At 31.9% G+C, this 13756-nt stretch carries 14 protein-coding genes; 5 read left to right on the top strand and 9 right to left on the bottom strand.

Annotated features, from left to right (window positions below; all coding sequences use genetic code 11):
* Positions 1-58: 58 nt before the first annotated feature.
* The gene (locus tag ACQ0RB_RS10310) at positions 59-517 is read right to left on the bottom strand and encodes a low molecular weight protein-tyrosine-phosphatase (RefSeq protein WP_430498291.1); all 459 of its coding nucleotides are present in this window, start codon (positions 515-517) and stop codon (positions 59-61) included.
* A gap of 9 nt (positions 518-526) precedes the next feature.
* The gene (gene dnaA / locus ACQ0RB_RS10305; RefSeq protein ID WP_129760360.1) at positions 527-1954 is read right to left on the bottom strand and encodes a chromosomal replication initiator protein DnaA; all 1428 of its coding nucleotides are present in this window, start codon (positions 1952-1954) and stop codon (positions 527-529) included.
* Positions 1955-2153: 199 nt separating this feature from the next.
* On the opposite strand from dnaA, the gene ACQ0RB_RS10300 reads away from it, so the two are divergent.
* Complete coding sequence (locus tag ACQ0RB_RS10300; RefSeq protein WP_129760359.1) at positions 2154-2564, top strand: acyl-CoA thioesterase; 411 nt, start codon at positions 2154-2156, stop codon at positions 2562-2564.
* Here ACQ0RB_RS10300 and ACQ0RB_RS10295 read toward each other — a convergent pair.
* From ACQ0RB_RS10295 to ribD, 4 genes are read right to left on the bottom strand one after another with little or no spacing between them, the layout of a single operon-like run.
* Positions 2561-3175, bottom strand: a complete 615-nt coding sequence (locus ACQ0RB_RS10295; RefSeq protein WP_430498289.1) for an IMPACT family protein — start codon at positions 3173-3175, stop codon at positions 2561-2563. The two genes, ACQ0RB_RS10300 and ACQ0RB_RS10295, sit on opposite strands and share 4 nt — an antisense overlap.
* The gene (locus ACQ0RB_RS10290) at positions 3175-4035 is read right to left on the bottom strand and encodes an EamA family transporter (RefSeq protein WP_430498287.1); all 861 of its coding nucleotides are present in this window, start codon (positions 4033-4035) and stop codon (positions 3175-3177) included. The genes ACQ0RB_RS10295 and ACQ0RB_RS10290 overlap by 1 nt, the downstream gene beginning before the upstream one ends.
* A complete protein-coding gene (locus tag ACQ0RB_RS10285) occupies positions 4035-4646 on the bottom strand; it encodes an HAD family hydrolase (protein WP_131507168.1) in 612 nt (203 codons plus the stop codon). Before ACQ0RB_RS10285 ends, ACQ0RB_RS10290 begins: the two co-directional genes overlap by 1 nt.
* Before the next feature lie 25 nt (positions 4647-4671).
* Positions 4672-5670, bottom strand: coding sequence for a bifunctional diaminohydroxyphosphoribosylaminopyrimidine deaminase/5-amino-6-(5-phosphoribosylamino)uracil reductase RibD (gene ribD, locus ACQ0RB_RS10280; protein WP_430498285.1), 999 nt, complete (start codon positions 5668-5670; stop codon positions 4672-4674).
* 365 nt (positions 5671-6035) lie between these two features.
* Here ribD and ACQ0RB_RS10275 point away from each other — a divergent pair, with 365 nt between their 5' ends.
* Both ACQ0RB_RS10275 and prmC read left to right on the top strand, forming a co-directional pair.
* Positions 6036-6527: a GNAT family N-acetyltransferase gene (locus tag ACQ0RB_RS10275; RefSeq protein ID WP_129760354.1), complete on the top strand. Its 492-nt coding sequence runs from the start codon at positions 6036-6038 to the stop codon at positions 6525-6527.
* Positions 6506-7387: a peptide chain release factor N(5)-glutamine methyltransferase gene (gene prmC, locus ACQ0RB_RS10270; protein ID WP_430498283.1), complete on the top strand. Its 882-nt coding sequence runs from the start codon at positions 6506-6508 to the stop codon at positions 7385-7387. The genes ACQ0RB_RS10275 and prmC overlap by 22 nt, the downstream gene beginning before the upstream one ends.
* A gap of 15 nt (positions 7388-7402) precedes the next feature.
* Here the strand turns inward: prmC and ACQ0RB_RS10265 are convergent, their stop codons facing one another.
* Both ACQ0RB_RS10265 and ACQ0RB_RS10260 read right to left on the bottom strand, forming a co-directional pair.
* A complete protein-coding gene (locus ACQ0RB_RS10265; protein WP_430498282.1) occupies positions 7403-8098 on the bottom strand; it encodes a copper homeostasis protein CutC in 696 nt (231 codons plus the stop codon).
* Positions 8099-8209: 111 nt separating this feature from the next.
* Positions 8210-10474, bottom strand: coding sequence for a beta-N-acetylhexosaminidase (locus tag ACQ0RB_RS10260; RefSeq protein ID WP_430498280.1), 2265 nt, complete (start codon positions 10472-10474; stop codon positions 8210-8212).
* 60 nt (positions 10475-10534) lie between these two features.
* Here ACQ0RB_RS10260 and ligA point away from each other — a divergent pair, with 60 nt between their 5' ends.
* Complete coding sequence (gene ligA, locus ACQ0RB_RS10255; protein ID WP_430498278.1) at positions 10535-12529, top strand: NAD-dependent DNA ligase LigA; 1995 nt, start codon at positions 10535-10537, stop codon at positions 12527-12529.
* 101 nt (positions 12530-12630) lie between these two features.
* Positions 12631-13350 (top strand): hypothetical protein, encoded by a 720-nt coding sequence (locus tag ACQ0RB_RS10250; RefSeq protein ID WP_430498276.1) that lies wholly within the window; start codon positions 12631-12633, stop codon positions 13348-13350.
* Here the strand turns inward: ACQ0RB_RS10250 and ACQ0RB_RS10245 are convergent.
* Positions 13339-13728 (bottom strand): DoxX family protein, encoded by a 390-nt coding sequence (locus tag ACQ0RB_RS10245; protein WP_430498274.1) that lies wholly within the window; start codon positions 13726-13728, stop codon positions 13339-13341. The genes ACQ0RB_RS10250 and ACQ0RB_RS10245 overlap by 12 nt on opposite strands.
* Between the last annotated feature and the right edge of the window lie 28 nt (positions 13729-13756).

Below are 13756 nucleotides of genomic sequence, written 5' to 3'. Positions count from 1 at the left end.
ATTAATTTAAGGGAGTTTGTTGCAACAAAATACAAAAAATATAACAATATCAATGAATTTAATTGTTAATCAGGTTTTTAGAAATAATGTTGCAAGAATTGTCAAGAAGAGAGTATACATGCTCAAAATCTTTAATTGTTCCATAGTAAGGATCAGGAACATGTTTGTCTTTGATGTGAGGGTCTACTTCTAAAATAAGCTTTACTTTAGAACTATCGTGAGTGTTCCTAGCGAGTTTAATTACGTTTTCGAAATTAGATTGATCCATCACAAAAATATGGTCAAAAGTATCAAAGTCAGAAACTTTAAACTGTCTTCCGCGTTGGTGCGAAATGTTAATTCCGTTAGCTCTTGCTACAGCAATTGACCTATGGTCTGGGTTGTCACCAACATGATAGTTTGCGGTACCAGCTGAATCTACATAAAACTTGTCAGAAGGTAGCTTAGATTCTAAAATACCATGAGCCAATGGTGAGCGGCAAATATTACCTAAGCAAACCATTAGAATACTTACCATAACTTAATTTTAGAGCGATAATTTTTTAGAAAGATCTTCTACGTATTTTCTAAACTGTTTGTCAGTAGAAGATAAATTGTCTACAGTTTTACAAGCATGTAATACTGTTGCGTGGTCGCGTTTTCCAATTTGAGAGCCAATACTCGCTAAAGAAGCTTTAGTGAATTTTTTAGCAAAAAACATAGCTAATTGTCTAGCTTGTACAATGTGACGCTTTCGGGTTTTAGACTGTAATGTGCTAACGTCCATTTGGAAGTAGTCAGAAACTACCTTTTGGATATAGTCAATTGAAACTTCTCTCTTGGTATTCTTAACAAATTTTTCAACAATATCCTTAGCTAAGTTTATTGTAATTTCTTTTTTATTAAATGAAGATTGTGCTATTAAAGAGATTATAGCGCCTTCTAATTCTCTAACGTTAGTTTTAATGTTTTTAGCAACATACTCTATAATTTCTTCAGGCATTTCAACACCATCTCTGTAGAGTTTGTTTTTAAGAATAGATACTCTTGTTTCAAAATCAGGACTCTGTAGTTCTGCAGAAAGTCCCCATTTAAAACGAGACAATAAGCGTTGCTCAATATCTTGCATATCAACAGGAGCTTTATCACTTGTTAAAATGACTTGCTTACCATTTTGGTGTAGATGGTTGAAGATATGGAAGAATACATCTTGAGTTCCAGATTTGCCTGAGAAAAACTGAACATCATCAATAATTAAGACATCAATAATTTGATAAAAATGAATAAAGTCATTTCTGTTATTCTTTTTTACTGAGTCAATATATTGTTGTGTAAATTTTTCAGCAGATATATAAAGTACTGTTTTTTCAGGATACTTGTCTTTAATATCAATACCAATAGCATGAGCTAAGTGGGTTTTTCCTAATCCAACACCACCAAAAATAAGTAATGGGTTAAACGATGTTCCTCCAGGTTTGTTAGCAACTGCTAAACCTGCATTTCTTGCTAACCTGTTTGAATCTCCTTCAAGGAAATTTTCAAAGTTGTAGTTAGGATTTAATTGAGACTCAATTTTTACATTTCTAATTCCAGGAATTACAAATGGGTTTTTAAGCTCAGGATTTTTATTGTTTAAAGGAATATCAACATCTTGCGACTTAACAGCTGTCCTGTTAGAACTTGGTATTTTTTCAGTAAATGGTTGTTTGTTACCATAGGTGTTTTCCATTTTAATAACATATACCAATTTAGCAGTTTCACCAAGTTCTTTTGTGAGCGCAACTTTAAGGATTTTTACATAGTGTTCTTCAAGCCACTCGTAGAAGAATTTACTAGGTACTTGAATGCTTAAAGCATTGTCTGTAAGTTTAACTGCTACAATTGGTTCAAACCAAGTTTTGTATGCTTGGGGCTGTATGTTATCTTTTATAAAAGAAAGGCAATTATTCCAAACCGATTGCGCAGTTACATTCATTCTCTAAGTTAATTTTTGATGTTTAGTTAGTTTAGTTTAGTAAAAAAAAGAGAAATTCGAGTTTCTCTTGAGTCATTTTTTTTACCTGACAAATATGTGAACAAAATTCTTAAAAAAAAAATCAAAACTCGTTGAATTTTAAGAATTTTTTTCTCATGTTTAAAACTTGTTGAAAGTACAAAAAAAAAATTTAAATTTTATGGTTAATCCTACAAAATGCTCTGAAAATCAGATTAGAGTACGTTATGGTGAAACAGATCAAATGGGTGTGGTTTACCATGGAAACTACGCGCAATATTTTGAAATAGGTAGAACAGAGTGGTTAAGAGAATTAGGAGTAACTTATAAACAAATGGAAGAAGATGGTGTCATGCTTCCGGTTATATCTTTAAGTGTAAAATTCAAAAAGTCAGCGTATTATGATGATGTTATTAAAGTGATAACAAAACTAAAAAAAATGCCAACAGCAACTATAGAATTTGACTACGAAATTTTAAATTCTAAAAATGAAATTTTAACGACAGGAAATACCGTTTTGGCGTTTATAGATATTAACAAGAATAGGCCTACAAGATGTCCAAAATATATTTTAGACAAATTACAAGATTAATCGTTTAATGGGCTTATAGAAACTTCAAATAAGCTATCAAAAGCATTAAAAATAGATTCACTTTCTTTTAATCTTACAGAAATATTAAGTTGGCAATCTAATTCTAGTTTTTGATCTAAAACCTTTATGTTTTTTTCTTTTATAATACGCATCACTTTATTCATGTTTTTGTAATCAAAAGTGATTTTGTAATGCCTGTTAATAGTTTTAGTAACAATTTTTGAAGCTTCTAAACTTAATTGAGCCGCTGTTTTATAAGCATTTATTAAACCACTAACACCTAGTTTTACGCCTCCAAAGTATCTTACAACTACTATTAAAATATTTGTGACTTCAAAAGATTGTATTTGCCCATAAATAGGCATGCCTGCACTGTTGTTGGGCTCACCGTCATCATTTGCTCTAAACTGTATGTTGGTTTCGTCTGTTCCTATTTGGTAAGCATAACACCAATGTCTGGCTTGATGGTGTTGTTTTTTTAAATCTTCTATATGTTGTTTAATCTTATCTTCAGAAGTGACAGGAAATGCGTATCCAAAAAATTTACTGTTTTTGTCTTTGAATAAGATTTCTTCAGATGGTTTGTTTATGGTTTTGAAAGTATCTTTCATTATGCTAATGTCACTAAAATTATTGAGACAATCGCTAAAACAATACCTATCCAGTTTTTAGCAGAAAGTTTTTCTCCAAATAAAATTAGACCAGTTAAAGTAGAAAGCATCACAATACCTACATTATTTACTGTAAATAGAGTAGAGCTCTCAAACGTTTCATGGTCTAGTGCTTTTAATAAAAAGTAAATAGAACTGTAGTTTATAATACCAAGAGTAATACCTCCTAATAAACTTTTAGGTTGAAATTTAAATTCGCCTTTAAATTGTTTTGCAATAAGGGTTAATACACCAATTAATGCTGCGCAACCAAAAATTGTTGCTGAAAAAATAGGGATTCCATTTTCAGGAACGTAAGTAGTTTCTAGATATTTAATAGAGGTATCAATAATACCAGAACCTAAAAACAAAAGTATAGGAAAGAGTAAGTTTTTCTTAAAATTGATTTTAGAACCCGTTTTTATGGAAGCTAAATATACTGCAGCTAAAGCTAGCAATATACCTATTAGTTTTTGCAAGCCAGTACTTTCATTATAGACGTAAATACCAAAAATAACAGGAATTACAACACTCATTTTTGAAGCTACTGAAGCAACAGAAACACCGTTTTTTTGAACTGTAATCGCCATTACAATAAAAATACTTATAAATAAAATACCTAAAAAAACGGCTCCTAAAAACCATTTTGAGCTTGTGATTTCAGAAATACTTATAGGTGAATCGTAAGCGATTAAACCAACAATACATGCTATAAAATAGTTGACAACTATAGCTTGAGTAGTGTCAATTTTAAATCGTTGAAAGAGCTTAAAAACAATAAAAATTAAAGTTGAAGCGAGTATGCTAAAAACTAAATACATTAAAATAAATGGTTGTTTATAGTGAATAAATTTACAACATCTTCAGTAGTTGGGTTGATGTTCCAGGTATGGATACCTAGTTTTGATGCAGAGTCAGTGTTCTCTTTGGTGTCGTCTATAAAAAGGCACTCTTCAGGTTTTAAATTGTTTTCAAGGAGTACAAACTCATAAATGTTAGCGTTAGGTTTTCTTAAATTGATTTCGTGCGATAAATAAAACTCATGAAATTGGGTTTTAAAATCGTCGTAAAATTCCACCTTGTCTTTTATCCAATTAATATGTAATTCATTAGTATTACTTAATAAAATTAGTTTGTAGTCATCAGTTTTAGCAAGTGTTTTTAAAAACTCTAAACGATGAGTAGGGAAATCTCTCAAAATATAGTTCCAAGCATCAAGAATGGATTCTTTTGAGAGTTTAGGGAAATTCTCTACATAAAACTCTATAAATTCTTCGCTAGATATTAGTCCTTGCTCATACAAACTATTTATGGCAATGAGTTCTTCAGGGAAAGTTTCAACTTCAAACAAATTAAGAGCGTTATTCATTGCGCCTTCTTTATCTAAGTTGATAAACACATCACCAAAATCAAATATTAAGGTTTTAATCATAGTTTTTTCGTGTAAACGGATTTTTTTAGTTATCATCCTTATCAGGATTTTCATAAATCCTTAAAATATCATTTTTAATGTTTTCTTCAGAAATTAGCTTTCCTGTAAAATTAGGTGCTTTTACACCTTCTTTAAACATAGTTTGTCCTGTAAACACTCGTGCTTCATCCCAAACACCAGAATCTATAAAAAGCTGTAAGGTTTTTGAGCCTCCTTCAATAATTACAGAATTAATTTCAGCATCATATAAAGCTTTACAAATTGCTTGAGCTGACGTGTCTTTGATTACTATGGTTTGTGCATCGTTATTAAAGACCTTATGTGTTTTTGAAAGCGTTTCGTTTTTGTCTAAAACCACACGAATAGGATGTGTTCCAGTCCAATCCCTCACGGTTAAGCTTGGGTTGTCTTGTAAAACAGTATTTGTACCAACCAGAATAGCTTGTTCTTCACTACGCCATTTATGCACTAATTGTCGTGAGTAGGTGTTAGTAATCCAAACAGGTTTTTGTTCTTCTTTAGTTAATGGAGCAATAAAACCATCAGTGGTTTCAGCCCATTTTAAAATAATATAAGGACGTTGCTTGTTGTGAAATGTAAAGAAGCGTTTATGATGCTTTTTACAAGCGTCTTCTAAAACGCCAACAACAACATTGCATCCAGCCTTTTTTAGTTTTTCAATACCTTTTCCTGCAACTTTACTATGAGTGTCAATAGTGCCAATTACAACTTTAGGGATGTTATGTTTAATTATTAAATCGCTACAAGGTGGCGTTTTTCCAAAATGACTGCAAGGTTCTAAAGTAACATAAAGTGTCGCTTTTTCTAGCAAAGATTTGTCTTTTACCGATGCTATGGCATTTACTTCAGCATGATTGCCGCCATAAGGACTTGTAAAGCCTTCGCCAATAATAGAGTTGTTGTGCACAATCACACAACCAACCATTGGATTTGGTCTTGTGGTTCCCAATCCGTTTTTGGCAATTTCAATACAGCGTTTTATGTAATAGTCGTGTTGTTTCAAGAAGAGTAATAATTAACAAATATTATAATTTATATTTATAGAAAATTAAAATAACATTGAAAAATTTCTTTTATCGCTTATTATCTTATTTAGTTTGCATTTTTATAATGATAATAGGTTATTCATATATGATTTCAATACCTGAAATGGAGTTTCCATATGTATACAAATCAATCTTAACAAGCGCTATTGTAGCATTTTTTCTGATAGCTTTACCATTATTATATATAATTAAAGATTTAATTAAATGGTTCAGAAACAAAAACTGAAATCTACCAAAGCAATTGAATGATTTCTTATCAAAATCGAATTTATAATATGTATCTTCATCCCGAAAAATTTCGGGATAAAAATAATACAATAAAGTGAGCAATAATAATATTGTAATTAGAGAAATACAACCTGAAGATGACCAGCAAATTGCAAAGGTTATTAGAGAGGTGCTTATTGAGTTTGGAGTGCCTAAAGTTGGAACAGCCTATGAAGATAAAGCTTTGGATTGTATGACAAAAACGTATGATACTCCTAAATCTAAATATTTCGTTATTGACCACAATGGTAAAATTATTGGAGGAGCAGGCATTTCGCAATTAGATAACTACCAAGGAAATGTTTGCGAATTGCAAAAAATGTATTTTTTACCAGAAGCTAGAGGTACTGGTTTAGGTGCAAAAATGATGGCAGTTTGTCTTGAGCAAGCTAAACAATTTGGGTTTGAACACTGTTATTTAGAAACCTTGCCATATATGAAAGCAGCTACAAAACTCTATGCTAGAGTAGGGTTTCAGTCACTAGATAAGCCAATGGGAAATACAGGACACTATTCGTGTAATGTATGGATGATAAAAAAGTTATGAAGTTAAAAGACATTCAAACATTATTTCATAAAACGCTAGATACTATTTATGGTAAACAAGAGGTCGATAGCTTTTTCTATCTCTTTACTGAGCATATTGTTGGTTTAAATAGAATGGCTTTAGCTTTAGAGCCAAATGCTATCATCAATAAAAAAGACGAAGAGGTTTTTCAAGATGCTTTAAGCAGACTAGAACAGCAAGAGCCTATTCAGTATATTATTGGAGAAACCGAGTTTTACGGTTTAATGTTCAAGGTCAATCCAGATACCTTAATTCCAAGACCTGAAACCGAAGAACTTGTAGAGTGGATTATCAAAAATCACTCAGCACAAAACCAAGATGTTCAATTAAACATTTTAGATATTGGTACAGGAACAGGTTGTATCGCGATTTCTTTGGCTAAACACTTGCCAAATGCTAAAGTTTATGCTCTAGATGTTAGTAAAAACGCATTGGAAGTAGCAAGACAAAATGCTGAAAATAATGATGTATCTGTGCAATTTATAAATGATGATATTTTAAACCCTGATGGGTTTAAATCAAATATTAAATTTGATATCATAGTGTCCAACCCGCCTTATGTACGACAACTTGAAAAGCAGGAAATAAAGCTTAATGTGCTCAATCATGAACCACACTTAGCGTTATTTGTTGATAATCATGATCCGTTGTTGTTTTATCGATCTATATGTGAATTTTCAACTATTTATTTGAAAGAAAAAGGCACTTTGTATTTTGAAATTAATCAATATTTAGGAAAAGAAATGGTTGATTTAATGCAGACATTTTCTTTTAAAAACGTAGAGCTCAAGCAAGACTTATTTGGTAATGATAGAATGGTGAAAGCAGTAAAGTTTTAAGGTTTTCAATAATTCTTAATGACTAATTACACTTAATATGGCTTTAATTTTTTTTGAGTCAGAAAAGGTGAGAGGTGTTGAAAATAACGAACTATCACTTTCGATGGTTGAAGAAGCTGATGCGTGAATTTCCTTTAATCCTATTTCTTTAAAACGTTTAGCGTTATTTTGGTTAATGCCACTACCTGCTAAAATGGTAATTCTTCCTTTAGCTTTTTCGTTTAGTTTTTTTAGGGTATTAATGCCTTTTTCAGCTGAAGGTTGTAAACCAGAAGTCAGTATTCTTTCAATACCTAAATCGATGAGCTGTTCGAGAGCTTCTTCAGGATTTTTAACGCAATCAAACGCACGATGAAATGTAAAAGAAAGCGGTTTGGAAAGTTCTACAAGTTCTTTTGTTTGTTTTAAGTCAATAGTATCATCTGCATTTAAAACCCCTGAAATGATACCTTGAAAGCCTAAGTCTTTGCATAATAGAATGTCTTGTTTCATGATGTCAAACTCTTCTTCTGTATAGACAAAATTACCACTTCGTGGTCTGATTAATACAAACACTGGAATTGAAAGTGTATCTCTTACTTGTTTTAATAAACCATAACTAGGTGTAATGCCACCAACAGAAAGTTCTTGACATAACTCAATACGATGAGCTCCTGCGTCTTGAGCGTTTTTAGCTGATTGATAGGAATTGGCACAGATTTCTAAAAGCATGTTTTTGTGTTTGCCACATCGAGTGATTTTGATTTGTCAAAATTGTATGGAGATGCTTGTTCTCGATACAAAATTATTACATAATTTCACTCGAACTGACGATTATATAGGTTAATTCACAATTATTTCATCAATAAACGTCCAAGCTTTATTACCAGCACCTTGTTTGCCTTCTGGAATAATACCATAGTTTGGGATTTTAAAGGTGATATAACGTCCTGAAACATTGGGTTCAAACTTTATGCTGATAAGTTTTTCTGTTGCATTCGGAATCTGCATTTTTTCAACTTCATTTTCGATTTCTATTTCGATTTCATTAGGAGCATAAATCCATTGACCTTGTCCATTATAAAATCTAGTTTCAATGGAGTTGATTTCTGTTTCTTCACCTAAATCAATAATAATCTCAATATCTTCTCCCCAAAATCCTAACCATTCTTTGTCGCCATAACGTGAATCGCTTCCAGAAATACCATTGATTAATCCTTCAGCACCACTTCCAGGATAGGATTTGTGAGGTGCTTTATTTATGGTAATCTTTTTTCCTACTGCCTTATGATGATTAATGTTTTGAGTGAAAACTTTACCTAATTGTTTTTCATTATTAAACAGGGAAGCTTTTATGGTCACGCTTTCAGTAATTGGAATAGGTTGATTATAAATTTCTGATTGCAGTGTAGGTTCAGAACTGTCTAGGGTGTACCTTATAGTTTTACCGTCAGTTAGCGTTTTTAGTTGATAACTAAGATTATCATTTGATAGTAACTCACCTTCAATCTCATAAAGATGATTAGCATAATTAATATCTAAAGCATCAAGTCTCTTGTGAAAATTCTCAACACGTTTCACAAAATCAGAATAATTTTTGTTTTCTGGTTTTGACCATACCACTTCGCTCATAGCTAACATTCGTGGAAAAGCCATATATTCCAATTGACTTTCGGTGTTAATGTACTCTGTCCAAATGTTCCCTTGTGCACCTAAAATGTATTGTGCTTCGTCATCATTGAGTTCTTCAGGAATTGGGTTAAAACCATACACTTTTTCTAATGGTAAAAAACCACCAATAGCTAAAGGTTCGTTATCGTTTTCACTTTGATAATAATCAAAATAACAATGAGACGTAGGTGTCATAATTACATTGTGGTGTTGCTTTGCAGCTTCAACAGCACCTTCAATCCCTCTCCATGACATTACAGTTGCATTTGGAGCTAAACCACCTTCAAGAATTTCGTCCCAACCTATAATTTGCTTGCCTTTGCTGTTAAGATATTTTTCAATACGTGCTATAAAATAGCTTTGTAGCTCGTGTTCGTCTTTCAAGCCTTCTTTTTTTATAAGTTTTTGACAATACTCACAGTTTTTCCATCTGGTTTTTGGAGCTTCATCACCACCAATATGAATATATGTGCTAGGAAAAAGAGTAGCAACCTCGTCTAAAACATTTTCTAAAAAAGTAAATGTTTCTTCTTTTGGACAAAAAATGTCTTCAAAAACGCCCCATGTTGTAGCAACTTCTATTTGTTTTCCAGTACAGCCTAAATCAGGATAAGCAGCAATAGCAGCTTGTGCATGACCAGGAAGTTCAATCTCAGGAATTACGGTAACAAACCTGCTTTTAGCATAAGCAACAACCTCTTGGACTTCTTCTTGCGTGTAAAAACCTCCATATGTTTTACCGTCAAATTGTTGAGGTTGGTCGCTATAATGTCCGATTAAAGTTTTGTTTCTATAAGCTGCAACCTCTTGCAGTTTTGGATATTTTTTGATTTCTATTCGCCAACCTTGATCGTCGGTTAAATGCCAATGAAACGTATTCATTTTAAGCATCGCTAAAGCATCAATATATTTCTTTATGAATTCGACTGAAAACATGTGTCTGGATACATCTAAGTGCATACCTCGATGCTCGAATTGTGGCTCGTCTTTAATTGTAGTACAAGGGATAAGTACTTTTGCTTCAGAAAGCGTTTTATTTTCAAATTCGGCAGGTAGTAATTGTCTTAATGATTGTATTGCATAAAATGCACCTTGATCTGTTTTGGCTTTAATTACAATTGACTTCGGAAGAATTTCAAGCAAATATCCTTCTGGATTTTCAATACTCTTATCTTTTATAAATGAAATAGAATTATTGTCTTGTAGCTTTATAGGACTTCCGTTTTCAATGTAAGATTTTAAAAATTCAGCAGAGATTTTAAAATCATCAGTATACTTTATTCCGGTAGAATTATCTAAAACAAAATGTCCTTTATTAATAGTTTGCTCTGAAGGAATTGGGATAATTTGAGACGTAATGTTGGGTGTTTCAGTGTTTTGACAATTGAATAAAAAACTGATAAAAACAATACAAACGGTTATTTTCTTGAAAGGCATTTTAGTATATTAGATGCTTTAAATATAACTTAAAAAAGATAACTTTTCTCAATTACTTTAATGGATATTAAACAGCAAATAGAAACCCTTCGTGATGAATTGCGTCAGCATAATTATAATTACTACGTATTGGATAATCCTACAATAAGTGATTTTGATTTTGATGTAAAGCTTAAACAGCTTCAAGAGTTGGAAGCAAAATATCCTGAGTTTTATGATGCAAGTTCGCCTACATTGCGTGTAGGAGGAGAGGTTACAAAGAATTTTGAAACTGTTGTTCATGAACATCGTATGTATTCTTTGGATAATTCTTATTCTAAAGAAGATTTGTTAGATTGGGAAACTCGTATTAAAAAGCAAGTTGATGGTGAAGTACAATATACCTGTGAGCTTAAATATGATGGAGCGTCTATTAGCTTAACTTATGAAAACGGACAACTTACAAAAGCGGTTACAAGAGGTGACGGATTTCAAGGTGATAATGTTACCACTAATATAAAAACCATTAAATCGGTTCCGTTGCAGTTGAAAGGCGATTTTCCTCCTAAGTTTGATATAAGAGGTGAAATTGTATTGCCTTTTGAAGGGTTTAATAAAATGAATGAAGAGCGTATTGAAATAGGAGAAGAACCATATAGAAACCCAAGAAATACAGCTTCAGGAAGTTTGAAACTACAAGATAGTACTGAGGTAGCTAAACGTCCTTTGGAGTGTTTACTTTATAATATTACAGGAACCAATTTGAATATTTCTACACAATTTGAAAGTTTAGAAAAAGCTAGAGCTTGGGGATTTAAAGTTCCGCAAGCAGCTAAATTAGCTAATTCAATTGATGAGGTTTTAGAATTTATTGCCTATTGGGATGAGCATAGACATAGTTTGCCTTACGAAACTGATGGTGTTGTTATAAAGGTAAACAGTTTATATCAACAAGAGGAGTTAGGATATACAGCCAAAGCACCACGTTGGGCAATGGCTTATAAGTTTAAGGCAGAGCAAGTTTCTACTCGATTAAATGAAATTACTTATCAAGTAGGACGTACAGGAGCAATTACTCCAGTTGCAAATTTAGAGCCAGTAGAATTAGCAGGAACAACTGTTAAACGAGCATCATTGCATAATGCTGACCAGATTGCGAAGTTGGATATTAGAGAAGGTGATGAGGTGTATGTAGAAAAAGGAGGAGAGATAATCCCTAAAATTATAGCTGTAGATTTAAGTAAACGACCAGCAGATTCTAAACCAACTGAATATATTACCCACTGTCCTGAATGTAATACTGAATTGGTAAGAACTGAAGGTGAAGCACAACATTATTGTCCGAATTATAATGGATGTAATCCTCAAATTATTGGTCGCATACAGCATTTTATTTCAAGAAAAGCAATGGATATTGATGGTTTAGGAGGAGAAACCGTTGCTTTGTTGGTTAATGCAGGTTTAATTACAAATTATTCTGATTTATATGAATTAACTGTAGACCAAGTGTTGCCCTTAGAACGTATGGCTCAAAAAAGTGCTGAAAACCTTATTAATGGAATTGAAGCATCTAAGCAAATTCCTTTTGAGCGCGTTTTGTATGCGTTAGGTATTAGGTATGTTGGAGAAACCGTTGCTAAAAAACTAGTTAAACATTATAAAACAATTGATGCGATTAAAAATGCTTCGGAAGAAGAACTTGTCAATGTAGATGAAATAGGAGTGAAGATAGCAGGAAGTGTTGTTGCCTTTTTTGCTTCGGAAGCGAACAGCTCTATTATTGAAAGGCTGAAACATTTTGGAGTGCAATTGGAAATTTCAGCCGAAAAATTAGCAAATCAAACCAATAAATTAGAAGGATCTACGTTTGTAGTATCTGGCGTGTTTACTTCTGTGTCAAGAAATGAGCTTAAAAAGCTTATTGAAGACAATGGAGGTAAAGTGTCTTCTTCAATATCTTCTAAAACAAGCTATGTTGTTGCTGGAGACAACATGGGACCAAGTAAAAAAACAAAAGCAGAATCCTTAAATATACCTATTCTTTCAGAAGAAGAATTTTTATCAATGATTAGGTAAAATCCTACAAAATGTTAATTTTCATCGATAAAATGCATTTTTATTCGTTTAATTGTATTTTTTTTGTTTATATTTGTCCCAATAAGGGATTAATTAAATAAATGCAAAAACCAAAAACATTAATAGCATTACTTGCTGTACTTAGTGTTGTCTTTTTAGGATTACAACTCTTTAAGTATGAGTATTTTGCCTCAGGTATTAGAGCATTGCTTTTGGTCTTGCTTAGTATCTTATACTGTTCGCGCGTTGAAAATAAAAGAAAGTTTTTCTTTTTGTTTTTAATAACATTTACAGTTGCAGATGTTTTTAACTTCTTGTCTTGGCAAATTTCTCCTGATAGTTTTATGGTAGATTACTCTTATTACATTATTAATGCAATGTATATTTTATCATACTCGTTTTTGATTGTTCAAATATTAAAAACACTGGATATTAAACAAGTAGTTACCAAACTGCCAGTTCATATAATAATTTTATTGGTTTTAGATATTTCGTGTGTAATTGTGGTGACTAATACTACAAAACCTGAATTACAATTTGCAGAGTACTTACTTGAATTTGTTTATAATATAGTTATAATGGCTTTGTTATCTGTAGCGCTTATAAACTATATATACAAAGACGATAAAAAATCGATGAACTTTTTAGTGGGTTCAATTTTTATAGTCTTTTCAGAAGTAATACAACTAGCTTATTTTTATGTTTCAGAAGTAAACGTATTAAATGTATTATGTTCTATCTTCTTAGTGCTTGCTTTTTTATTCTTCTATTTACAAGCAAAAATTGGTCCTGAGGAAAATTATAATAAACTAGAAGTTTAATTTTTTTCCAATCATAGGAATGTCTTTTTTGTAAAAATAAAGGATAATAGCAGAAAGTATAAAAGTTACTACTGCAGTTGAAAATAAAACTCCTCCATCATTATTAACTTGAATGCCTAGTTGTGTTAAATGCATAACTATTGCACCAAAAATTACACCTAATGTTAGTGTTGCACCTGCCCAAACAGTTTTGGGAATAAGTAAAAGTATTCCAGCTATTAACTCAAGAATTCCAATGGTAATTCTGCCATAAGGTTCAAGACCAACTTGCGAAAAGATGTACACACTATCAGGATGTGCTGTAAACTTAAATCTAAGAGTTTGAATTAAAATAATTGCAACTGCTAATCTGAGGGTAAAAAGAAGTTTAGTTTTCATAGGATTATTTTTAGTTAATATCCCATTT

Origin of the sequence: Gaetbulibacter sp. PBL-D1 (genome assembly GCF_050509525.1) — a bacterium.
Classification (GTDB): Bacteria; Bacteroidota; Bacteroidia; order Flavobacteriales; family Flavobacteriaceae; genus Gaetbulibacter_B; species Gaetbulibacter_B jejuensis.
The sequence above is the reverse complement of the archived record's forward strand: the minus strand, read 5'-3'. Positions and strand labels throughout refer to the sequence as shown.